At 59.9% G+C, this 23,633-nt stretch carries 21 protein-coding genes; 13 read left to right on the forward strand and 8 right to left on the reverse strand.

Translation table 11 applies throughout. The annotated features are described in order from the left end of the window. Positions 1 to 2: 2 nt before the first annotated feature. From lepB to pdxJ, 5 genes are all read left to right on the forward strand, one after another. Positions 3 to 857: a signal peptidase I gene (gene lepB, locus KGB18_RS18295; protein WP_123719440.1), complete on the forward strand. Its 855-nt coding sequence runs from the start codon at positions 3 to 5 to the stop codon at positions 855 to 857. A 184-nt stretch (positions 858 to 1,041) separates the two neighbouring features. Next, positions 1,042 to 1,731 carry a ribonuclease III gene (gene rnc, locus KGB18_RS18300; protein ID WP_052966248.1) on the forward strand — a complete coding sequence of 230 codons (690 nt, stop codon included), beginning with the start codon at positions 1,042 to 1,044 and terminating at the stop codon, positions 1,729 to 1,731. Next, on the forward strand, positions 1,724 to 2,626 hold the full coding sequence (gene era, locus KGB18_RS18305; protein ID WP_008073130.1) for a GTPase Era: 903 nt from the start codon (positions 1,724 to 1,726) through the stop codon (positions 2,624 to 2,626). Before rnc ends, era begins: the two co-directional genes overlap by 8 nt. A gap of 171 nt (positions 2,627 to 2,797) precedes the next feature. Next, entirely contained in the window at positions 2,798 to 3,487 is a 690-nt protein-coding gene (gene recO, locus KGB18_RS18310; protein WP_123358192.1) for a DNA repair protein RecO, read from the forward strand. Between the two features lie 98 nt (positions 3,488 to 3,585). Beyond that, positions 3,586 to 4,332: a pyridoxine 5'-phosphate synthase gene (pdxJ, locus tag KGB18_RS18315; protein WP_008004962.1), complete on the forward strand. Its 747-nt coding sequence runs from the start codon at positions 3,586 to 3,588 to the stop codon at positions 4,330 to 4,332. A gap of 128 nt (positions 4,333 to 4,460) precedes the next feature. On the opposite strand, the gene mltF is transcribed toward pdxJ, so the two are convergent. Continuing rightward, entirely contained in the window at positions 4,461 to 5,921 is a 1,461-nt protein-coding gene (gene mltF / locus KGB18_RS18320; RefSeq protein ID WP_123719438.1) for a membrane-bound lytic murein transglycosylase MltF, read from the reverse strand. 274 nt (positions 5,922 to 6,195) lie between these two features. Between mltF and purL the strand changes: the two genes are divergently transcribed. From purL to KGB18_RS18345, 5 genes are all read left to right on the forward strand, one after another. Then, entirely contained in the window at positions 6,196 to 10,092 is a 3,897-nt protein-coding gene (gene purL, locus KGB18_RS18325) for a phosphoribosylformylglycinamidine synthase (protein WP_123719437.1), read from the forward strand. Positions 10,093 to 10,097: 5 nt separating this feature from the next. After that, positions 10,098 to 10,409, forward strand: coding sequence for a YqfO family protein (locus KGB18_RS18330; protein WP_007905538.1), 312 nt, complete (start codon positions 10,098 to 10,100; stop codon positions 10,407 to 10,409). Between the two features lie 740 nt (positions 10,410 to 11,149). Further along, positions 11,150 to 11,788, forward strand: a complete 639-nt coding sequence (locus tag KGB18_RS18335) for a DUF6036 family nucleotidyltransferase (RefSeq protein WP_223570319.1) — start codon at positions 11,150 to 11,152, stop codon at positions 11,786 to 11,788. Then, a complete protein-coding gene (locus KGB18_RS18340) occupies positions 11,772 to 12,224 on the forward strand; it encodes a hypothetical protein (protein ID WP_038981687.1) in 453 nt (150 codons plus the stop codon). Before KGB18_RS18335 ends, KGB18_RS18340 begins: the two co-directional genes overlap by 17 nt. Positions 12,225 to 12,484: 260 nt before the next feature. Further along, positions 12,485 to 12,883, forward strand: a complete 399-nt coding sequence (locus tag KGB18_RS18345; RefSeq protein ID WP_123719436.1) for a DUF6124 family protein — start codon at positions 12,485 to 12,487, stop codon at positions 12,881 to 12,883. Positions 12,884 to 13,072: 189 nt separating this feature from the next. Here KGB18_RS18345 and nagE read toward each other — a convergent pair whose 3' ends face one another. From nagE to KGB18_RS18380, 7 genes are all read right to left on the reverse strand, one after another. Then, on the reverse strand, positions 13,073 to 14,788 hold the full coding sequence (nagE, locus tag KGB18_RS18350) for an N-acetylglucosamine-specific PTS transporter subunit IIBC (RefSeq protein ID WP_223570320.1): 1,716 nt from the start codon (positions 14,786 to 14,788) through the stop codon (positions 13,073 to 13,075). A 42-nt stretch (positions 14,789 to 14,830) separates the two neighbouring features. Continuing rightward, positions 14,831 to 17,347 (reverse strand): phosphoenolpyruvate--protein phosphotransferase, encoded by a 2,517-nt coding sequence (gene ptsP / locus KGB18_RS18355; RefSeq protein ID WP_223570321.1) that lies wholly within the window; start codon positions 17,345 to 17,347, stop codon positions 14,831 to 14,833. Between the two features lie 156 nt (positions 17,348 to 17,503). Then, on the reverse strand, positions 17,504 to 18,526 hold the full coding sequence (locus tag KGB18_RS18360) for an SIS domain-containing protein (protein ID WP_223570322.1): 1,023 nt from the start codon (positions 18,524 to 18,526) through the stop codon (positions 17,504 to 17,506). Then, on the reverse strand, positions 18,507 to 19,613 hold the full coding sequence (gene nagA / locus KGB18_RS18365) for an N-acetylglucosamine-6-phosphate deacetylase (RefSeq protein WP_223570323.1): 1,107 nt from the start codon (positions 19,611 to 19,613) through the stop codon (positions 18,507 to 18,509). Before nagA ends, KGB18_RS18360 begins: the two co-directional genes overlap by 20 nt. A 70-nt stretch (positions 19,614 to 19,683) precedes the next feature. Continuing rightward, positions 19,684 to 20,415 (reverse strand): GntR family transcriptional regulator, encoded by a 732-nt coding sequence (locus KGB18_RS18370; protein WP_038981696.1) that lies wholly within the window; start codon positions 20,413 to 20,415, stop codon positions 19,684 to 19,686. A gap of 474 nt (positions 20,416 to 20,889) precedes the next feature. Then, the gene (locus KGB18_RS18375) at positions 20,890 to 21,393 is read right to left on the reverse strand and encodes a murein L,D-transpeptidase family protein (protein ID WP_123719432.1); all 504 of its coding nucleotides are present in this window, start codon (positions 21,391 to 21,393) and stop codon (positions 20,890 to 20,892) included. A gap of 65 nt (positions 21,394 to 21,458) precedes the next feature. Continuing rightward, a complete protein-coding gene (locus tag KGB18_RS18380) occupies positions 21,459 to 22,010 on the reverse strand; it encodes an NUDIX hydrolase (RefSeq protein ID WP_123719431.1) in 552 nt (183 codons plus the stop codon). Between the two features lie 146 nt (positions 22,011 to 22,156). Here KGB18_RS18380 and KGB18_RS18385 point away from each other — a divergent pair, with 146 nt between their 5' ends. The 3 genes from KGB18_RS18385 (at position 22,157) to KGB18_RS18395 (ending at position 23,561) form a co-directional block, all read left to right on the forward strand. Further along, complete coding sequence (locus KGB18_RS18385; protein ID WP_052966546.1) at positions 22,157 to 22,756, forward strand: CoA pyrophosphatase; 600 nt, start codon at positions 22,157 to 22,159, stop codon at positions 22,754 to 22,756. A 68-nt stretch (positions 22,757 to 22,824) separates the two neighbouring features. After that, positions 22,825 to 23,349: a gamma carbonic anhydrase family protein gene (locus KGB18_RS18390; protein ID WP_007954617.1), complete on the forward strand. Its 525-nt coding sequence runs from the start codon at positions 22,825 to 22,827 to the stop codon at positions 23,347 to 23,349. After that, entirely contained in the window at positions 23,346 to 23,561 is a 216-nt protein-coding gene (locus KGB18_RS18395; protein ID WP_007897551.1) for a DUF1289 domain-containing protein, read from the forward strand. The genes KGB18_RS18390 and KGB18_RS18395 overlap by 4 nt, the downstream gene beginning before the upstream one ends. Positions 23,562 to 23,633 lie beyond the last annotated feature (72 nt).

Consider the following 23,633-nt stretch of genomic DNA (forward strand, 5'->3'; position numbering starts at 1 on the left):
CTATGTCACTAAATTTCCCGCTGTTGCTGGTCATCGCCGTGTTCGTCTGCGGCCTGTTGGCGTTGCTCGATCTGCTGTTCCTGGCGCCACGGCGCCGGGCTGCCATTAACTCTTACCAGGGTAGCGTCAGCCAGGCTGACATGGTGGTGGTCGAGAAACTGAACAAAGAGCCGCTGCTGGTCGAATACGGCAAGTCGTTCTTCCCGGTGTTGTTCATTGTGCTGGTGCTGCGTTCGTTCCTGGTGGAACCGTTCCAGATTCCTTCCGGCTCGATGAAACCGACCCTGGACGTCGGCGACTTCATTCTGGTGAACAAATTTTCTTACGGGATCCGCCTGCCGGTGATCGACAAGAAAGTCATCGAAGTCGGTGATCCGCAGCGCGGCGATGTCATGGTGTTCCGCTACCCGAGCGACCCGAACGTCAATTACATCAAGCGTGTGGTCGGCCTGCCGGGTGACCAGATTCGCTACACCGCTGACAAGCGTCTGTTCGTCAACGGTGAGTCGATTGCCGAACAACTGGTCGGCTCCGAGCCGGGCACGTTGGGCAGCGCAGAGCTCTACAAGGAAAAACTCGGCATCGCCGAGCACCTTATCCGCAAGGAAATGAGCCGCTACCGCGCAGCGCCGGATCGTTCGTGGACCGTGCCTGCCGGGCACTACTTCATGATGGGCGACAACCGCGACAACTCGAACGACAGTCGCTACTGGGATGATCCGACTATTCCCAAGGATCTGCTGGGCATGGTTCCCGACAAGAATATCGTCGGCAAGGCCTTCGCAGTCTGGATGAGCTGGCCGGAACCCAAACTCAGTCACCTGCCGAATTTCTCGCGGGTTGGCCTGATCAAGTAATCACACACGGCGCTGTTGAACACAGCGCCGAATGCATTTCTGGAGTCGGCATAATCGGCGACAGAAGCATGAAAACAACGATATTCAGGACGTTATTTTTGAACACAGCGTTAATTGTCCCAAGCCTGCGCCGCACCACGGCGATGGCGGTGGAATCCAGCCACGAACTCAGCGTGGGTAAACCGTGAGCGTCTCCTTAAGCCGTCTAGAGCGTCAGCTCGGCTACACCTTCAAAGACCAGGAGCTGATGGTCCTGGCCCTGACTCACCGCAGCTTTGCCGGGCGCAACAACGAACGCCTGGAGTTCCTCGGTGATGCCATCCTCAACTTCGTTGCTGGCGAGGCGCTGTTCGATCGCTTCCCGCTGGCCCGCGAAGGCCAGTTGTCGCGTTTGCGCGCCCGTTTGGTGAAAGGTGAGACCCTGGCCGTACTGGCCCGTGGTTTCGACCTGGGCGAATACCTGCGCCTGGGCTCCGGCGAATTGAAAAGCGGCGGTTTCCGTCGCGAGTCGATTCTGGCCGATGCCCTGGAAGCGCTGATCGGTGCGATCTACCTGGACGCCGGCATGGACATGGCGCGCGAGCGCGTGCTGGCCTGGCTGGCCGGAGAGTTCGAAGGCCTGACGCTGGTCGACACCAACAAAGATCCGAAAACCCGCCTGCAGGAATTCCTGCAGTCCCGTGGTTGTGAGCTGCCGCGTTACGAAGTGGTGGATATCCAGGGTGAGCCGCATTGCCGGACGTTCTTCGTCGAATGTGAAATCATCTTACTGAATGAAAAAAGCCGAGGTCAGGGTGTGAGTCGTCGTATTGCCGAACAGGTAGCGGCCGCCGCAGCACTGATTGCCCTGGGCGTGGAGAATGGCCATGACTGATTCAACCGCAACTCGCTGTGGCTATGTTGCCATCGTCGGCCGTCCGAACGTGGGCAAGTCCACGCTGCTGAACCACATTCTGGGTCAGAAGCTGGCGATCACCTCGCGCAAGCCGCAGACCACCCGTCACAACATGCTCGGCATCAAGACCGAAGGCGCCGTTCAGGCGATCTACGTCGACACCCCGGGCATGCACAAGGGCGGCGAAAAGGCCCTGAACCGCTACATGAACAAGACCGCTTCGGCGGCGTTGAAAGACGTCGACGTGGTGATCTTCGTGGTTGACCGCACCAAGTGGACCGACGAAGACCAGATGGTCCTCGAGCGCGTTCAATACGTGACCGGCCCGCTGATCGTGGCGCTGAACAAGACCGACCGTATCGAAGACAAATCCGAGCTGATGCCGCACCTGAGCTGGTTGCAGGAGCAGCTGCCGAACGCGCAGATCATGCCGATCTCGGCCCAGCACGGGCACAATCTGGACGCGCTGGAACGAGTGATCGCCGAGCACCTGCCGGAAAACGATCACTTCTTCCCGGAAGATCAGATCACTGACCGCAGCAGCCGTTTCCTCGCCGCCGAACTGGTGCGCGAGAAAATCATGCGCCAGTTGGGCGCCGAGCTGCCGTACCAGATCACCGTGGAAATCGAAGAGTTCAAGCAGCAGGGCAAAACCCTGCACATTCATGCGTTGATCCTCGTCGAACGTGACGGCCAGAAGAAAATCATCATTGGCGACAAGGGCGAGCGCATCAAGCGCATCGGCACCGAGGCGCGCAAGGATATGGAGCTGCTGTTCGACTCCAAGATCATGCTCAACCTGTGGGTCAAGGTTAAGGGCGGCTGGTCTGACGACGAGCGTGCGCTGCGTTCGCTGGGTTACGGCGATCTGTAAACCCGGTCTGCGCTGCACCGTAGAACCCTGTGGGAGCGGGCTTGCCCGCGATGAGGATGTAACATTCAGCAGAGATGTTGAATGTAAGTCCGCCATCGCGGGCAAGCCCGCTCCCACATTGGTTTTGGTTGTTTGTAGAACTGCGCTCCTTCATTGAGAACTGCGATTTCCATGTCCCCAACCCAGCCCATCGGCCAACCCGCCTACGTCCTCCACAGCCGCGCCTACCGCGAAAGCAGTGCGCTGGTGGATTTCCTTACGCCGCAAGGTCGGCTACGGGCGGTGTTGCGTAGCGCACGGGGTAAGGCCGGGACATTGGCGCGGCCGTTCGTGCCGCTGGAAGTCGAGTTCCGTGGTCGGGGTGAGTTGAAAAACGTCGGTCGCATGGAAAGCGCCGGTGTTTCCACCTGGCTCAACGGCGAGGCACTGTTCAGCGGCCTCTACCTCAACGAATTGCTGATTCGCCTGCTGCCCGCCGAAGACCCTCACCCCGCGGTTTTCGATCACTACGCCGCGACCTTGCTCGCCTTGGCCGAAGGCCGTCCATTGGAGCCTTTGCTGCGCTCCTTCGAATGGCGTTTGCTTGACGACCTCGGCTACGGCTTTGCGTTGAATGCCGACATCCATGGCGACCCCATCGCGCCGGACGGTCTCTATCGCTTGCAAGTGGATGCGGGCCTGGAGCGGGTCTATCTGCTGCAACCGGGTCTGTTCAACGGCATCGAGCTGCTGGCCATGGCCGATGCCGACTGGTCCGCGCCCGGTGCGCTGTCCGCTGCCAAGCGCCTGATGCGTCAGGCATTGGCCGTTCATCTGGGCGGTCGTCCTCTGGTCAGTCGCGAGTTGTTTCGCAAGCCATAGTTTCTCAAGCCATAGGAACTGTTGATGCTTGCGTCAACAGACCCAAGCTCCCCGTGTATGCTGTGCACCGAACTTTCCCTTATTTCAGGAGCGCTTCCGTGACCACCAGCAATCGCATTCTTCTTGGCGTGAACATCGACCACGTTGCCACCCTGCGTCAGGCCCGGGGCACTCGCTACCCGGATCCGGTCAAGGCAGCGCTGGACGCGGAAGAGGCGGGCGCTGACGGCATCACCGTGCACCTGCGCGAAGACCGTCGGCACATCCAAGAGCGCGATGTGCTGCTGCTCAAGGACGTGCTGCAAACCCGCATGAACTTCGAAATGGGCGTCACCGAAGAAATGATGGCGTTCGCCGAGCGCATCCGCCCGGCGCATATTTGCCTGGTTCCGGAAACCCGTCAGGAGCTGACCACCGAAGGCGGTCTGGACGTGGCAGGGCAGGAGGCACGGATCAAGGCAGCGGTGGATCGCCTGGCGAAGATCGGCTGTGAAGTGTCGCTGTTCATCGACGCGGACGAGCGGCAGATCGAAGCGTCCCGCCGTGTCGGTGCGCCGGCCATTGAATTGCACACCGGGCGTTATGCGGACGCCGAGACGCCAACCGAAGTCGCTGAAGAGCTGAAGCGCGTGGCCGATGGCGTAGCATTCGGTCTGGCCCAGGGGTTGATCGTCAATGCCGGTCATGGCCTGCATTATCACAACGTCGAGGCGGTTGCGGCGATCAAAGGCATCAACGAACTGAACATCGGCCATGCGCTGGTGGCCCATGCGTTGTTCGTCGGGTTCAAGTCGGCGGTGTCGGAAATGAAGGCATTGATTCTGGCTGCCGCTTTGAAAGGCTAGATCGGCGGCGCTGCCATCGCGGGCAAGCCACGCTCCCACAGGTCCGAGTTGAACGACAATTATTTACTCGACGCGGATCTGTGGGAGCGTGGCTTGCCCGCGATGGCGTCTTTGAAGACAGCGAAGATTTAAAGCGGAGGGGTTTCCTGGCTCGGCTTGGTCTTGTCGACCCCCGGCACATGCAGGTTGCCCTCAGCCACCTGATTGCCTTCCAGCTGCGGCTGCGTGACCCACGTCAGGATGTCGTAGTAACGACGGATGTTCGCTACGAAGTGCACCGGCTCGCCGCCTCGGGCGTAGCCGTAACGGGTTTTGCTGAACCATTTTTTCTCGGACAGACGCGGCAGGATTTTCTTCACATCCAGCCACTTGTCCGGGTTCAGCCCTTCCTTGGCCGCCAGTTTGCGTGCGTCATCCAGGTGACCGCTGCCGACGTTGTAGGCCGCCAGCGCGAACCACGTACGATCCGGCTCCTGGATCGATTCGTCCAATTGCTCCTTCATGTAAGCCAGGTACTTCGCGCCGCCCATGATGCTCTGCTTGGGGTCGAGTCGATTGGACACGCCCATGGCTTGCGCCGTGTTCTGGGTCAGCATCATCAATCCGCGCACGCCGGTCTTGGACGTGACCGCCGCTTGCCACAGCGATTCCTGATAACCGATTGCCGCCAACAAACGCCAGTCGACTTTCTCTTTCTTGGCGTATGTCTTGAAGTGTTGTTCGTACTTGGGCAGCCGTTGCTGCAGATGTTGGGCGAAGGTGTAGGCGCCCATGTAACCCAGCACGTCGACGTGCCCGTAATAGCGATCCTTGAGCCGTTGCAGGGTGCCGTTTTTCTTCACTTTGTCGAGATAGGTATTGATCTCGTTGAGCAGGCTGTTGTCTTCGCCGGCGGCCACGGCCCAGCTCTGATTGCTGGCGTCACCGAGATCAAAGGCGACCCGCACGTTGGGGAAGTACACCTGGTTCATCGCGACTTCGTTGGAATCGACCAGCGTCAGATCTATCTGAGCTTCGTCAACCATGCGCAGCAAGTCGACGACTTCGACCGCGTCGGACTCTTCGTATTCAATGCCGGGATATTTCTTTTTCAGCTCTGCCAATTGCTCGGCGTGGGTACTGCCCTTGAGCACCATGATCTTCTTGCCGACCAGATCGCCTGCGTCGGTCGGCCGTGACTGACCGTTGCGGTAGATGATCTGTGGGGTGACTTCGAGGTAAGAGTGGGAAAACCGCACCTGTTGTTTGCGTTGCTCGCTGCTGACCAGACCGGCAGCAGCCAGCACCGGGCCATTAGGCTTGCCCACCTGATTGAACAGGTCATCGAGGTTGTCGGCGGTTTCGATCTTGAGTTCCACCCCCAGATCGTCGGCGAAGCGCTTCACCAGCTCGTATTCGAAGCCGGTCTCACCGTTGCGATCCTGAAAGTAGGTGGCGGGACTGTTACGGGTGACCACCCGCAGCACGCCATCCTCCTTTACGCGCTCCAGCGTGTTGGGTTTATCAACACAGCCACTGAGCACCAGGAAGAGTCCGGTTGCGATCAGCCATTTGGCGTACCGCGGACGCAAAGCCGTTGGGGAAAACATCTGCGCAGTATACGCAAAGGACCACGAGCGCCATATCTCGACAGCGAAGGGCTTGTCTGCTAAGCAACTGAAAACCGCTCCGGAGCCCGCAGGAATGGGCCCGAGCGGTATTTTGTGACAGAAAAAATATCCCTCGGCACGCACCTGTTACAGGTCCGAAAACCCCGCCCGACGTTCGGGTATAGCCGCGCATACCGTTTCGGGTGCTGTCGCGGGCGGTTTAGGCTAGAATGCACGGCCTCAAAGCACACCCCTTCCCGAGGCTGTCCCGAAGATGTTGATCCTGCGCGGCGCTCCTGCCCTTTCTGCCTTTCGCCACAGCAAACTCCTTGAGCAACTGAGCCAGAAGGTTCCGGCTGTCAGTGGCTTGTATGCTGAATTCGCTCACTTCGCCGAAGTTACCGGCGTCCTGACCGGCGACGAACAGCAGGTGCTTGCGCGCCTTCTGAAGTACGGCCCAAGCGTTCCAGTACAAGAGCCAACCGGTCGTCTGTTTCTGGTGTTGCCACGTTTCGGCACTATCTCGCCGTGGTCCAGTAAAGCCAGCGACATCGCTCGCAACTGCGGCCTGACCAAGATCCAGCGCCTGGAGCGCGGTATCGCGTTCTACGTCGCCGGCCAGTTCAGCGATGCCGACGCGCAGCTGATCGCAGGCGCGCTGCATGACCGCATGACCCAGATCGTATTGGACAACCTTGAACAAGCCGCCGGCCTGTTCAGCCACGCCGAACCCAAGCCCCTGACCGCGATCGACGTGTTGGGTGGCGGCCGCGCCGCGCTGGAAAAAGCCAACACCGAACTGGGCCTGGCCCTGGCCGAAGACGAAATCGACTACTTAGTCAACGCCTTCGTCGGCTTGAAGCGCAACCCGCATGACATCGAATTGATGATGTTTGCCCAGGCGAACTCCGAGCACTGCCGTCACAAGATCTTCAACGCCAGTTGGGACATTGACGGTCAGAGCCAGGAAAAAAGCCTGTTCGGCATGATCAAGAACACCTATCAGATGCACAGCGAAGGTGTTCTGTCGGCTTATAAGGACAACGCCTCGGTAATCGTCGGCTCCGTTGCCGGCCGTTTCTTCCCGGACCCTGAAACCCGTCAGTACGGCGCGGTGCAGGAACCGGTGCACATCCTGATGAAAGTCGAAACCCACAACCACCCGACCGCGATTGCCCCGTTCCCGGGTGCGTCCACCGGTAGCGGCGGTGAGATTCGTGACGAAGGCGCAACCGGTCGCGGCGCCAAGCCCAAGGCTGGCCTGACTGGTTTCACCGTGTCCAACCTGCAAATCCCGGGCTTCGAACAGCCGTGGGAAGTGCCGTACGGCAAGCCTGAGCGCATCGTTACCGCGCTGGACATCATGATCGAAGGCCCACTGGGTGGCGCCGCGTTCAACAACGAATTCGGTCGTCCGGCCCTGACCGGCTACTTCCGTACCTTCGAACAATCGATCACCACCCCGCGTGGCGACGAAGTTCGCGGTTACCACAAGCCGATCATGCTGGCCGGCGGTATGGGTAACATCCGTGCCGAACACGTACAGAAAGGCGAGATCACCGTCGGCTCCAAACTGATCGTGCTCGGCGGCCCGGCAATGCTCATTGGCCTGGGCGGCGGCGCTGCCTCTTCCATGGCCACCGGCACCAGCTCGGCGGATCTGGACTTCGCATCCGTACAGCGCGAAAACCCGGAAATGGAACGTCGCTGCCAGGAAGTCATCGACCGTTGCTGGCAGTTGGGTGACAAAAACCCGATCAGCTTCATCCACGACGTCGGCGCGGGCGGTCTGTCCAACGCCTTCCCGGAACTGGTCAACGACGGCAACCGTGGCGGTCGCTTCGAACTGCGCAATATTCCAAACGACGAGCCGGGCATGGCCCCGCACGAAATCTGGAGTAACGAATCCCAGGAACGCTACGTTCTGGCAGTCGGCCCGGCGGACTTCGAACGCTTCCAGGCGATCTGCGAACGTGAGCGTTGCCCGTTTGCCGTGGTCGGCGAAGCCACTGCCGAACCGCAGCTTACTGTCACGGATAGCCACTTCGGCAACAGCCCGGTGGACATGCCTCTCGAAGTGCTGCTGGGCAAAGCCCCGCGCATGCACCGTTCGGCCGTTCGCGAAAACGAGCTGGGCGACGATTTCGATCCGTCGACCCTCGAGATCGCCGACTGCGTCGAGCGCGTTCTGCATCACCCGGCCGTGGCCAGCAAAAGCTTCCTGATCACCATCGGCGATCGCACCATCACCGGCCTCGTGGCCCGTGATCAGATGGTCGGTCCGTGGCAGGTTCCGGTGGCTGACGTTGCCGTCACCGCCACCAGCTTCGACGTCTACACCGGTGAAGCCATGGCCATGGGCGAGCGCACTCCGCTGGCTCTGCTGGACGCTCCGGCGTCGGGCCGCATGGCCATCGGCGAAACCCTGACCAACATCGCGGCGTCGCGCATCGCCAAAATCTCCGACATCAAACTGTCGGCGAACTGGATGTCCGCCGCCGGTCACCCGGGTGAAGACGCGCGTCTGTACGACACCGTGAAAGCGGTCGGCATGGAATTGTGCCCTGAGCTGGGCATCACCATTCCGGTAGGCAAGGACTCGATGTCCATGGCCACCCGCTGGAACGACGAAGGCGTCGACAAGACCGTGACCTCGCCGATGTCCCTGATCGTGACCGGTTTCGCGCCCGTGGCTGACATCCGTCAGACCATGACCCCGCAACTGCGCATGGACAAGGGCACCACCGACCTGATCCTGATCGACCTCGGTCGCGGTCAGAACCGCATGGGCGCTTCGATCCTCGCTCAGGTTCACGGCAAACTCGGCAAGCAGGCCCCGGACGTCGATGACGCCGAAGACCTGAAAGCCTTCTTCGCTGTGATCCAGGGCCTCAACGCCGACGGTCACTTGCTGGCTTACCACGACCGTTCCGACGGTGGTCTGCTGACCAGCGTGGTGGAAATGGCCTTTGCCGGCCACTGCGGTCTGAGCCTGAACCTCGACGGTCTGGCAGAAACCTCCGCCGACATCGCCGCGATCCTGTTCAACGAAGAACTGGGCGCTGTGATCCAGGTTCGCCAGGACGCCACTCCAGACATCCTCGCGCAGTTCAGCGCAGCTGGCCTGAGTGACTGCGTTTCGGTGATCGGTCAGCCAATGAACAACGGCCAGATCAACATCACCTTCAACGGCGACACCGTGTTCGAAGGTGAGCGTCGTCTGCTGCAACGTCAGTGGGCCGAGACCAGCTACCAGATCCAGCGTCTGCGTGACAACGCCGACTGCGCCGAACAAGAGTTCGACGTGCTGCTGGAAGAAGACAACCCGGGCCTGAGCGTCAAGCTCAGCTACGACGTCAACCAGGATGTCGCCGCGCCTTACATCAAGAAAGGCATCCGCCCACAGGTTGCCGTGCTGCGTGAGCAGGGCGTCAACGGTCAGGTGGAAATGGCGGCCGCGTTCGACCGCGCCGGTTTCAACGCGATCGACGTGCACATGAGCGATATTCTGGCCGGCCGTGTCGACCTGAACGAGTTCAAAGGTCTGGTGGCTTGCGGCGGTTTCTCCTACGGCGACGTACTGGGTGCCGGTGAGGGCTGGGCCAAGTCCGCGCTGTTCAACAGCCGCGCTCGCGATGCCTTCCAGGGCTTCTTCGAACGTAACGACAGCTTCACCCTCGGCGTGTGCAACGGTTGCCAGATGATGTCCAACCTGCACGAGCTGATCCCGGGCAGCGAGTTCTGGCCGCACTTCGTGCGTAACCGTTCCGAGCAGTTCGAAGCTCGCGTGGCGATGGTACAGATCCAGGAATCGAACTCGATCTTCCTGCAGGGCATGGCCGGTTCGCGCATGCCGATCGCCATCGCACACGGCGAAGGCCATGCCGAATTCGCTAGCGAAGAAGCGTTGCTGGAAGCTGATCTGTCGGGTTGCGTGGCAATGCGTTTCGTCGACAACCACGGCAAGGTCACCGAAAACTACCCGGCCAACCCGAACGGCTCGCCGCGCGGGATCACCGGTTTGACCAGCCGTGACGGTCGCGTGACCATCATGATGCCGCACCCGGAGCGTGTATTCCGCGCCGTGCAGAACTCGTGGCGTTCGGAAGACTGGAACGAAGACGCACCTTGGATGCGTATGTTCCGTAATGCTCGCGTGTGGGTTAACTAAGCGCCGTGTACAAGCTCGGTTTTTTTGTTCCGGCCAGTCATGTCGAGGTGGTCAAGAGTGCTGTGTTCGCTGCCGGTGGTGGGCGGATCGGGGCTTATGATCATTGTGCGTGGCAGGTGTTCGGGTTGGGTCAGTTTCGTCCACTGGATGGCAGTCAGCCGTTCATTGGCGAAGCGGGGCAGGTCGAGCAGGTTGAGGAATGGAAGGTTGAGCTTGTGGTCAGCGATGAGTTGATTCGGGCGGTGGTGGTGGCTCTGAAAGAGAGCCATCCCTATGAAACGCCGGCTTACGAGGTGTGGCGGTTGGAAGATTTCTGATCTTCCTGGCCGCTGAAATGAGAAACCCGCTGAAAGTGATTTCAGCGGGTTTTTTATTGGCTGCGATTTAGGGCGTGGCGGCCTTAGGGCCGACCAGGTTTTTGTTGATTGAGTACATATCCATTGCTGCGGTAACGGCGGCTTATGGTTTCGCCCTTACGGCGCCTCCCTTTGGCAAACGCCCCAAAGGAAGCAAAGGTCTTCGCCCCAAGCGTCCGGCCCCTCGCTAAGGCTCGGCGTTCCTTCGCTCCGGTATCCATCTGGGGGCATCGCCCTACGGTCTGCTTCGCTACGACCTACATGCGATGGGTTCGACTGCGTCGAACGGCGCTGCGCGCCAATCCCCAGATGAACACCTCCACTCAGCCTCCCGAAGGGGCGGGTGGATCAAAATCAAAAGCCAGATCAAAAGCGGCAGGCGAGCTAACGCTCGGCCTGTTGAGTGGTGAGAGGCGGGTGCACACCGCTCCACTGTGGGAGCGGGCTTGCCCGCGATGGCGGCCTGACAGCCGACCAATCTCTCTCAGACATACACCGCCCCCCTTGTAGGAGCGAGGCTTGCCCGCGAAGACGGCCTTACAGGCAACGATGTTTATTGATCAGAAAAAACATCAGAACCTTCCCACAATACTTTCAGGTTGTCCGTCGGAAGTGGCCTCTCTAACCTTTCGGTATCGCTGCCAATTCAAGCTGCCAGATAGTTTGCCAGGCGCCCATATCAGTGATTGAGGTTCAAAAAAATGATATTGCCTGACGTAATCACTCCCCGCGTTAATACGAACACGGCGTTGGGACGGGCCTTGATTTCGATGTTCAAATCCGTCGAAGCAGAGCTGGCACTTGAGAGCGCAGAATCAGGGGCGGTGAAAGTCATCGTGTTCGGTGGGTGCGCCGTTCACCTCTACACAAATCATCGTGTTTCCACAGACGTCGATGCCGAGATTTATGAAGCTTCTGTCCCTGAAGGCCTCCATCTTCAGACCTTGCTCGCGGAGGTTCCTGAGCAATTTGTCGATGAGCGAACCGGTCGATTGATGGAGCTGAACTATGACCTTCAATACAACACAAGTTTTGGTCCCATTCACGAGGATTACTGGGGACGGAGTATTCCTCTCATAGAGTTCCCGGTTGAGTCTCCGTTGCACGTTCACATTGCGGCACCTATCGACATTGCCATCTCCAAACTGGGCAGGGCCACAGATCAAGACGTTGGCGATATCATGATGCTTCTCCGGGCTGGCTTCATAGTGACCACCGAGCTTCGTCGACTGGCATTGCAGGCGATTGATGTATATGTTGGCAACAAAGAGCCACCAGCATCCGTTCTTACCCATATTTTGCAAGACTACTTGGAGAATACAGATGACGAAGCCCGCTAACGGCCACGTCCTCTCATCCGCCTTGGACACATTGGTCAAACGTCCTCTAAATCAAGCAGATGACGCGGCGCTTGTGAGCGCGGCTAAAGCTGTTTGGTACTCGAAATTGAATCTTGAAAGTGAGGTGACAGCGTTCCTGAACTGCCACTCTGATGAGGTGGAAGTTCGACGTGCAGGTTATCTGCTCGAACGATTCACTCGCTTTGCCTGCGTGTCTGATAGCCGCGTGTCGGAAACCCTTAACGCTATTGAGCTTTTTGCACACTCGACTTCCAAGCATGAAGTGATACCGCAAGCAACCGTACCGCTTCGTCGGCGCCGTGATGAACTCGCCATTGCTTGGGGGCTGAATGAAGGCCTTGGCTTGAAGGCTCAATCCCTCATGCCTTTCCAGACTCGGCACTACGAGGCTGAACAGCGCGCTACGTTTTCCTGAGCTTAAGCTGCATTACAAGAACCCGGCCTAGGCCGGGTTTTTGCTGTCCACTTGGATAAGTGATGGCGTTTATTCATCAGGCAAAACATCAGAACCTTCCCACAATACTTTCAGGTTGTCCGTCGGAAGTGGGTTCTCTAACCTTTGGCTGTCGCTGCCAATGCAGTGACCGGGACTGCAAGCCTGAAGAATCGTTAGGCGCTTATAGGCGCCGCATCAATAAGTGATGTCGGTCGCTCCAATTTTTTAGGAGCTCCACCATGATCAAAGACAATCCCGATCTCCCAGAAACAGACGTAGAAGATGTGGAAACAAACATGGAAAACGAATCCGTTTCCCCCTACGCCTGCCTCAATTCCAAAAAGCTCCACGACGCCGCAATCCGTGCACTCGATCACTATCTCGCGCCACCTTCCCAAAAGAAGGCCAAAGCCGATCAGCGTCCAAGTACGATTTTCGTGGTCGCGCCCAACGTAGATTCCGAAACCCTGCTGGCCCATGCCTGTGAAACCCTGGCTTCGGCGAATGTCATGGCCAGTGAGTTGGCGTTCGATCTAACCGGCCCAAGCTGCAATCTGGCCTTGGGCATTCAGCAGATGATTTCTCTGGCGGAGTTGTCGGTGAATCGCGTGTTGGATCATCTGGACCCGCAGGTGTAGCACGATAAAAAAAGCCCGCTGGACCTGTGACGGTCAGCGGGCTTTGAGATTTGTGGTGTTCGTGAGGGCCTCTTCGCGAGCAAGCCCGCTCCCACATTTTGACCGAGTCGGTCACAATAATTATGAACGCCGCCGATCTACTGTGGGAGCGGGCTTGCTCGCGAAAGCCGACTCTCAGGCGCCCAAAGTCTAAACCTTGGCACTCACCTCACTGCGATTAACCAAAGCTTCCAGCGCACAACTCAAACTCGGCGCTTTGTCGCCAATCAGCAAATGCCAAACCCCGCCCTCCAACTGACTGACACCCATGCAACCAAGCGCTTTCAACTGACCCTCCGACAACGCCTTGCCATCCGCCAGTTGCAGCCGAATCCGGGTCATGGCCACGCAATCCATTTGCAGTACGTTGTCGCCGCCGCCCAGTGCCTTCAGCCATTGCTCGGCTTCTGTGTTCGCCACACTGGCAGTTTCAGGTACGTCGACAACGGCGGCGGGGGAGGCGATAACCGCGCGTCCCAAAGCCGGCATTGCCAGCCGGATCTCATCGGCAATGCTGTCTGCCATCGGCCCAACTACGACCTGCAAACTTCCACCTTTACCCGGACGAACAACAGCCATCGCCCCCAACGCTTTCAAGTCCGCATCGGATGCCCTGTTGCGATCAACCATGTCCAGTCGCAACCGTGTCGTACACGCACCTACCGTGATCAAATTCTGCGCACCGCCCAGCGCCTTGATGTAAGCCCCGGCGCGTTCATTCTCGGCGACCACCACCTTGTCGCCAGTCGGCACATCTTCACGCCCCGGCGTCTTCAAATTGAACCGACGAATACAGAAATCAAACACAACGTAGTAGATCACCGCATACGCCAGCCCCACCGGAACCACCCGCCAGCCATTGGTGGATTCACCCCAGCCCAGAACCATGTCGATGAAGCCGCCTGAGAAGGTAAAGCCCAGGTGAATGTTCAGCAGGTTGGTGATCGCCATCGACAAGCCGGTCAACAGCGCATGGACCAGATACAGCATCGGCGCGAGGAACATGAAGGCGAATTCGATTGGTTCGGTTACACCCGTCAGAAACGAGGTGAGGGCCATGGACAGAAATATCCCGCCCATGACTTTGCGCCGTTCCGGCAGGGCGTTGCGGTACATCGCCAGGCAGGCGGCGGGCAGGCCGAAGATCATCATCGGGAACATGCCGGTCATGAACTGGCCACCTTTCGGGTCGCCGGCAAAGTAGCGCGACAGGTCGCCTGTCACCAGGGCGCCGGTGGTGGGGTCGGTGAAGTTGCCGAACACGAACCACGCCATGTTGTTGAGGATGTGGTGCAGGCCGGTGACGATCAGCAGGCGGTTGAACACGCCGAAGACGAAAGCACCGAAGCTGCCGCTGTCCATCATTAACGCGCCGAAGCCATTGATGCCGTGCTGGATCGGTGGCCAGATGAACCCGAACACGACGCCCAGGCCGACGGCGGCGAACCCGGTGACGATCGGCACAAAACGCCGTCCGCCGAAGAACGCCAGGTACTCCGGCAACTTGATGTCTTTGAAGCGGTTGTACAGCGCGCCGGCCATCAGGCCGCTGACGATCCCGGCGAGCATGCCCATGTTGATGCTCGCATCGAGCACCTTGAGGGTGGAGATCATCACCAGATAGCCAATAACCCCGGCCAGGCCTGCGGTGCCGTTGTTGTCCTTGGCGAAACCGACCGCGATGCCGATGGCGAAGATCAATGCCAGGTTGGCGAAGATCACCTGACCGGCGTCGTGGATGATCGCGATGTTCAGCAGGTCGGTGTCGCCGAGGCGCAGCAGTAACCCGGCAATCGGCAGGATCGCGATCGGCAGCATCAGCGCACGACCGAGGCGCTGCAGGCCTTCGATGAAGTATTGGTACATGGCGGATCTCCCTGGGTTCTTGTTGTTTTTAGTGGCTGTTGTTCAGCTTAGCGGCCATTGCTGGTGACAAGCGTGACGCACCGCGCTGGCGCTGCTCAGCTTGAGCAGGTCCTGGCTGATGCGTCGGCATTGGGTAGCATCGAGGTGGCGGACGCGGTCCTTGATTTCCCCGATTTGCCCCGGGCTCACTGACAACTCGCTGACCCCCAGGCCAATCAGTACGGGCGTGGCCAACGGATCGGAAGCGAGGGCGCCGCAGACACCGACCCAACGGTTATGCACCGCCGCACCGGCGCAGGTCTGGGCGATCAGCCGCAGCAATGCCGGGTGCAGCGCATCGACCCGCGAGGCGAGGCCGGCGTGGTCGCGGTCCATGGCCAGGGTGTATTGGGACAAATCGTTGGTGCCGATCGACAAGAAGTCCGCGTGTTCGGCCAGTTGCTCGGCCAGCAATGCGGCGGCCGGGACTTCGATCATCACGCCCAGCTCCGGGCGTTGGATCAGGCCGAGTTCGCTGGACAGCGCATCGAGACGCTGGCGGATGTGCAGCAGTTCATCGACCTCGGTGACCATCGGCAGCAGGATCCGGCAGCGCGACAACGGGCTGACCTGCAGCAGCGCGCGCAGTTGCTGATCCAGCAGTTCCGGGCGGACCTGAGCCAGGCGAATGCCGCGTAATCCGAGGACCGGATTCGCTTCGACCGGAAGCGGTAAATAGTCGAGTTGCTTGTCGCCGCCGACGTCGATGGTGCGGATGATCACCGACTTGTCGCCCATGGCATCGAGCACGGCTTGATAGGCGATGCGTTGTTCCTGTTCGTCCGGCGCCGTGTTGCGGTCCACAAACAGAAATTCGGTGCGCAGCAGGCCGACGCCATCGGCACCGTTTGCCAGTGCATCGGCTGCTTCAGCGCTGGAAGCGACGTTGGCGGCGATTTCGATTTGCAAACCATCAAGTGTCAGTGCCGGGGTGTGAGCCTGAGACTGTTGAAGCGCACGACGTTGTTGATGATCGAGTTGCGCCTGATGCACCTCGGCCAGGCGCGCGGCGTTGGGCGTCAGTTCGAGACGTCCGCCGTCGGCATCCAGCACCACCGCTTGGCCTTGCTCCTGATCGAGCAGCGTCGAACCCAGTGCAACCATGCACGGCAAGCCTTTCCCGCGAGCGAGAATCGCCACATGGGAAGTCGCGCCACCCTCGGCCATGCACAACCCGGCCACACCTTGCTGGCTCAGTTGCAACAAGTCGGACGGGGTCAGTTCATGGGCCGCGACGATGGCGCCGGCCGGCACGTCGTAATGCCAGGTTTCACCGAGCAGGGCCCGCAGCACACGTTGTTTGAGGTCGCGCAGGTCGTTGGCGCGTTCGGCCAGCAACGGGCTGCCGAGTTGCTGAAGCACCTCGCACTGCACGTCGATGGATTGGCTCCAGGCGTGAGTCGCGGCGATGCCCTGGTCGATGGACTGATAAGCCGCATCAAGCAGCGCCGGGTCTTCGAGCAGCGCCAGGTGCGCGGCGAAGATGGCTTCTTCGTCAGTATTCTTGTGCTTCTTCGCTTGGGTCAGAGTGGCGTCGATGTCGCTGCGCACGCCAGTCAGTGCTGTGTCCAGACTTTGCCGTTGTTGCTCGGGATCATGATTGCCGGCATCCATTGGCAGACTGATCGAGTTCAGACGAAACAACGGCCCGACCACCAGGCCGGGAGCTGCGCACACACCGTGCAGCACGCCCGCTTCGGCAGGGCGATTGCGTTGGATCATCGGTGCTGGCGCAGCGGCGTGGCTGTCATCGGCCAGGGCTGTGGATAACGCTGCCAACAGGGCTTGCAGCGCGGCTTCGGCGTCCGGTCCCTGGCAACTGACCCGGATTTCATCTTGCTCACCGACGGCCAGGCCCATCAGGCCGATCAAACTGTCGCAAGCCGCCGATTTACCGGCGAAGTGCAGCCAGGATTTGCTTGTGAACTGTTGGGCGGTCTGGCGGATCAGCGCGGCAGGCCGGGCGTGCAGGCCTCCGCGATGGGCGACATGAATATGCCCCTGAACCTCGATGCCGACGACCTCAATGTCGATCTGCACACCATTGGCCACTTTCGGCACGATGTGCAGCAGCGGATCGCCAACCTTCACCGATTTCAGCGTTATCGGCCGCGCCTGAAAGTCCTGGCTGTTGGTCAGGATCATCAGGCTGACCAGACTTTTGCACTGCTGCGCGACTTGGTCCAGGTCATAACGCAGCAGCGGCTGGCCATTGCTGACGCGCGCACCTTCCTTGACCAGCATCGAGAAACCGACGCCCTGTAACTCGACAGTATCGAGGCCCAGGTGCAGCAGCAACTCGGCACCGTTATCGGCGCGCAAGGTGATGGCGTGACCGGTGCGGGCGACGTGGGTCACGACTGCTTCACAGGGCGAGTACAGGGTGTCGTTCAGCGGATCGATGGCGATCCCGTCGCCCATGGCGCCGCTGGCGAACACCGGGTCCGGGACTTTGGTGAGTGTGAGCACCGGGCCGCTGAGCGGGGCGCTGAGGGTCAGCTCTTTATTGTTGTTGTGCATGGCTCGGTCTCATCAATAAAAACTACGGTTCGGATCAACTCGCCCTGTAGCAGCTGTCGAGTGAAACGAGGCTGCGATCTGTTCAAAGCCAGGATCAAAAGATCGCAGCCTCGTTTCACTCGACAGCTCCTACAGGGTTGTTCGCTTGCCGTTCGACTAGTGCGTGCGCGTCACTTTGCTCAAATGACGTGGCTGGTCCGGGTCCATGCCTCGGGCGACGGCCAAGCCTGCGGCCATGACGTAGAAACTCTGGATCGCCAGAATCGGGTCGAGGGCCGGGTGTTCGGCGCGGCTCAGGGTCAGGTCGCGTTCGGCGACGTCATCCGGCGCGGCCAGTAGCACGCGGGCGCCGCGCTGGCGCATGTCCGCCGCAAGGCTCAGCAACCCGGCCTGCTCGGCGCCACGCGGGGCGAAGATCAGCAATGGGTAGTTTTCGTCGATCAACGCCATCGGGCCGTGCCGGACTTCGGCGCTGCTGAAGGCTTCGGCCTGGATCGCTGAGGTTTCCTTGAATTTGAGGGCCGCTTCCTGGGCGATGGCGAAACCGGCGCCACGGCCGATCACCATCAAGCGCTGACAATCGCGCAACGCATCAATGGCCAGGCTCCAGTCCTGTTTTGCCGCTTCGCGCAGTCCTTCCGGCAGGGCAAGGCCTGCGTCCAGCAACTCCACGTCTTCTTTCCAGTGGGCGATCAGGCGGGCACTGGCGGTGAGGGTGGCGATAAAACTCTTGGTCGCGGCGACGCTGCTTTCGGTGCCGGCGCACAGCGGCAGGCTGAATTCGCAGGCAGCCTCCAAAGGCGAGTTCTCGGCGTTGACCATCGAAATACTCAGGGCACCGCGCTTGCGCAGCAGACGCAGGCTGTTCACCAGATCCGGACTTTGCCCCGACTGCGAGAAGGCGAACGCGACCTGGCCGCTGACCTTCAACGGCGCTTGCTGCATGGTCACCACCGACATCGGCAACGACGCCACCGGAATGCCCAGTTGCTGCATGGTCAGGTAGGCAAAGTAGCTCGCGGCATGGTCGGAGCTGCCGCGAGCGACAGTCATCGCCACTTGCGGCGGCTGACGACGCAGGCGCCCGGCGATTTCGATCATCTGCGGGTCGAGTTGCTGCAATTGGGCGTGCACGGCCTCGAACGAGGACAGAGCCTCTTCAAGCATTTTTGAAGTCAATGTCTTCTCCTTCGACCATGACGGCGGTCAGTGTGAGTGAGCGATCCAGCCGCACGCAGTCGGCCCAGGCGCCGGGTTGCAGGCGTCCGCGTTCTTGAAGGCCGAGGTAGTCGGCGGGGAATTGCGAAAGTCGTTGCGAGGCTTCGGCAATCGGCAAACCGATCTTCACCAGGTTGCGCAGGGCTTGATCCATGGTCAGGGTGCTGCCGGCCAGCGTGCCGTCGGGTAGGCGCACACCGCCCAGGCATTTGGTCACGGTGTGGCTGCCGAGTTTGTATTCACCGTCGGGCATGCCGGCCGCAGCGGTGGAATCGGTGACGCAGTACAGGCACGGGATCGAGCGCAGGGCCACGCGGATCGCGCCGGGGTGCACGTGCAACAAGTCCGGAATCAGCTCGGCATACTTGGCGTGGGCCAGCGCCGCGCCGACGATGCCCGGCTCGCGGTGATGCAGCGGGCTCATGGCGTTGTAGAGATGGGTGAAACTGCTGGCCCCGGCCGCAAGCGCGGCGACGCCTTCCTCATAACTGCCCAGTGTATGGCCGATTTGCATACGCACGCCGCGAGCGCTGAGGGCGCGGATCAAACCGTCGTGGCCGGCGATTTCCGGGGCGATGGTGATCACCCGGATCGGCGCCAGCGCCAGGTATTCTTCGACTTCGGCCATCAACGCGGTGTGGGCGAAATTCGGCTGAGCGCCGAGTTTGCCGGGGTTGATGTATGGGCCTTCCAGATGCACGCCGAGGACCCGGGCGCTGCCTTTGGGCCGGTGCTCGCAGAACTCGCCGAGGTCCTTGAGCACTCGCGAAATCTCTTCGTTCGGCGCAGTCATGGTGGTCGCCAGCAGCGACGTGGTGCCGAAGCGCACGTGGGTTCTGGTGATGGTTTCGAAGGCTGGCGCGCCTTCCATGATGTCTTTGCCACCGCCGCCGTGAACGTGCAGGTCGATGAAACCCGGCAGCAGGTAAGGCAGGTCGTTGTCCGCCGGATCGCACGGCTGGCCTTCGATGGACACGACCTTGCCGTGTTCGTGGATCAGCCGGCCGCGAACCCAGCCGTGGGCGGTGAGGATGTTGTCTTCGGACATGATCGGTTCTCGTTTGCTCGTTTTGGCCACGAAGCTCTTTATCGAGGGAGCTCTTTATCTGCGGAGCTCTTCATCTACGGAGCTCTGCGACAAAGTCGTAGTAGTCGTTGCGGCAATAGGTGTCGGTGACTTCGATTGGCGTGTTGTCTTCCATGTAGCCGACCCGGGTCATCAGCAGCATGGCGGTGCCGGGAGCGATGCCCACCAGCGCGGCGAATTCGTCCGAGGCGTTGATCGCCTGAATGTGTTGCAGGGCGCGGACCACCGGTTTACCGATGCCGTCGAGGTATTCATAAAGGGAATCGCCCACCGCTTGCGGCTTGGGAATGATCGAGGCGGGCAGGGTGCTCATCTCGATCGCCATCACTGTGTCGTCGGCTTTGCGCAAGCGTTTGAGTCGCGCGACCTTGTCGTTCGGCGAGAGGCCCAGGCGAATCAGTTCTTCGTGGGTCGGCGGGGTGATTTCCCGTTCCAGCCATTGCGAGCCGGGGACGAAACCCTTGAGCCGGAGCATTTCACTGAAGCCCGAGAGGCGCGACAGCGGTTGTTCCAGGCGTGGCGTGATGAACGTGCCAGAGCCTTGATTGCGCCGAATCAGTCCTTGCTCGAACAGCACTTCCAGCGCTTTGCGTGCGGTAACGCGAGAGATGCCCAACAGTTCACTGAGGTTGCGTTCCGATGGCATCGCCTGTTCGGCTTTCCACTGGCCGGCATGGATCGCCGCTTCCAGATTGCGCGCCAGTTGCAGGTACAGCGGCGTGGGCTGGGTGTCGTCAGGGCGTAGGGCCTGGAGGTCATTCATTTAGGTTTGGTCCGATGCGGATGTAGGATTGTTGTCGCCCGGTTGTGGGACGAAACCTAATACCACTTAAATACCATGTCAATGCCAGTACTTTGCTGTTGGCGCAGCAAAGCTTGACTTGCTGGGGGCTTTGAATGTGGGCGGGTTCTAAGTGGTATTAGGGGGAGGGGATTTTGAAAGCAAAGATCGCAGCCTTTGGTAGCACCTACAGAGGGAATTGGTATCTACCCGGTAGGCGTTGCCGAAGGCTGCGATCTTTTGAAATTATTTTTTCGATGCCGACCGAAGGTAGCGGCCAGAACATGAAGGAAAGGTAAGGCGATGCTTTTGTGGCGAGGGAGCTTGCTCCCGCTGGGGCGCGAAGCGGCCCTCGAATCAGCGAATGCGGTTTTAGATAGAACTTTGGGGCCGCTTCGCAGCCCAGCGGGAGCAAGCTCCCTCGCCACAAAAGCTCCTCGCCAGTGAAGGTAGCCGTTACGGACGAATCTCAATCATCGTGCCATCCGGCACCAGACCCCACACCTCGCGCATGTCCATGTTGCGCATGGCAATGCAGCCGTCGGTCCAGTCCAGCGTATGGAACAGGTCTTCCGGGTTGTCTTCGGTGTCTGGGGTGCCATGGATCATGATCATGCCACCAGGCTCGACGCCTTCGCGCCGGGCGCGGGCGGCGTCGCTGATATTAGGGTAGGAGATGTGCATCGCCAGGTTGAAGCGATCGCTGATCTTGCGCCAGTCGACCCAATAAAAACCTTCGGGGGTGCGTTTGTCGCCCTCCATCAGCTTCTGCCCCTTGGGGCGTTTACCCAAGGAAATGCGATAGGTCTTGATCGGCTTGCCGTCATTGATCAATTGCAACTGGTGGGCAGATTTGAGAACCAGAACTTTTTCGATGACTTTGCCGTCCAGCGTTTCCGTGGAGGAAGCCTGGCTGACAGCGACGAACGACAAGCAAAAAACGGCAAGCAACCAGCGCATTGAAACGATATCCCTAAGAGGTGTCGCGATTATGTATTTTATAGATGCTTTTATGTGTAGGCGCGTTAAATGATGGCAGGCTGGACCAGCGGCGGAATCGATTCGGACCGCACGGGGTAGACCTCGGTCCGCCGGTCAGCGAAGAAGCATTCTAAGGTACGCCCCACCGTGCGGAAAGCCAGTTCGCCCCAAGGGATGTCGGCTTCTTCGAACAGTTGCACTTCCAGGCTCTCGGGCCCTGCGGAAAAATCCAGGTCCACCAGCTCGGCGCGAAAGAATACATGCACCTGGCTGATGTGTGGCACGTCGATCAGCGTATAGATGCTCAGGTTGCGCACCCGGGCACAGGCTTCTTCGGCGGTTTCGCGAATGGCGGCCTGTTCGATGGTCTCACCGTTCTCCATGAACCCGGCGGGCAGGGTCCAGTAACCGAGCCGTGGCTCGATGGCGCGACGGCACAGCAACACCTTCGAACCCCAGACCGGCACGCAACCGGCAACAATATTGGGGTTCTGGTAATGGATGGTATGACAGCTATCGCAGACAAAACGCAGGCGCGAATCGCCTTCGGGAATACGCTGGATCACCGGGTTACCGCATTGGCTGCAAAATTTCATGCTTGGGTTCCTGAATGCTGCGCCTATCTTGGCGTGCAGCGGTGTCGGTCGGCAAGTTGTCGTTTCGCGACATGAGGCTGTTCGGGGCTTGGGCGGCCGGTGCGATTGGTGCATGATGCAGGGTAAGGCACAGATCGAGAAGACTCATGCTGGACGAGCTACTGCACCGGGTAAGCAATCACACGCCGCGTACGCTGGAAACCGACCTGCGTTTCCCTGAAGCCGCGGTATTGGTGCCTATCACGCGCAGTGACGAACCGGAACTGGTTCTGACCCTTCGCGCCAGCGGGCTCTCGACCCATGGCGGCGAAGTCGCCTTCCCCGGCGGTCGACGCGACCCCGAAGACCCAGACCTGATTTTTACCGCCCTGCGCGAAGCCGAAGAAGAAATCGGCCTGCCACCGGGGCTGGTCGAAGTGATCGGCCCGCTGAGTCCACTGATTTCCCTGCATGGCATCAAGGTCACGCCCTATGTTGGCGTGATTCCGGATTTCGTCGAATACCTGGCCAACGATGCCGAGATCGCCGCGGTGTTCAGCGTGCCGCTGGAGTTCTTCCGCAAGGATCCACGAGAGCACACCCATCGCATCGACTATCAGGGCCACAGTTGGTACGTGCCGAGCTACCGTTATGGCGAGTACAAGATCTGGGGGCTGACGGCGATAATGATCGTCGAGTTGATCAACCTGCTCTATGACGCGAAAATCAGCCTGCATCAACCACCCAAGAGTTTTATCAAAACCTGAAGCCGTCGCGCGTATGGCGTGAGTCTTTCTTTTCGCTAGTGAGCCTGTCTGGCCTTGAGGACAATAAGATGAAATACCGCCTGGGCGACGCCCGCGTCGAGACCCATCCGCAGAGCTGGGTCGCCCCCAATGCCGTGCTGGTAGGCAAGGTCAAATTGGAAGAGGGCGCCAACGTCTGGTTCAACGCCGTGTTGCGTGGCGACAACGAATTGATCCTGATCGGCAAGAACAGCAATGTGCAGGACGGCACCGTGATGCACACCGATATGGGCTACCCGCTGACCATTGGCACCGGTGTGACCATTGGCCACAACGCTATGCTCCATGGCTGCACGGTGGGCGATTACAGCCTGATCGGCATCAACGCGGTGATCCTCAACGGCGCGAAAATCGGCAAGAACTGCATCATCGGCGCCAACTCGCTGATCGGTGAGGGCAAGGAAATTCCGGACGGTTCACTGGTCATGGGCTCACCGGGCAAGGTCGTACGCGAATTGACCGAGCCGCAAAAGAAGATGCTCGAAGCCAGCGCCGCCCACTATGTGCACAACTCGCAGCGTTACGCCCGCGATCTGGTCGAGCAGGAAGAATGAGCACCACTGAACGACCGGTTCCATCGCCATGCGTGAATATTTGTGCGCTGGATGAGGATGACATTTGCACCGGGTGTCAGCGCACGGTGGAAGAAATCACCCGCTGGAGCCGGATGGACAACGCAGAGCGGCGCAAGGTGTTGGGGTTGTGTCATGAGCGGGCGAAGTCGAGTGGGTTGATCTGGATGTTGCCTTCCAAGTCTGACTCCTGAATTTTTTGTGGTTAGCGCGGTTTTTGTGGCGAGGGGGCTTGCCCCCGTTCGGCTGCGCAGCAGTCGTAAAGT

This window comes from Pseudomonas sp. BF-R-26 (assembly GCF_019947395.1).
GTDB classification, from domain to species: Bacteria; Pseudomonadota; Gammaproteobacteria; order Pseudomonadales; family Pseudomonadaceae; genus Aquipseudomonas; species Aquipseudomonas farris.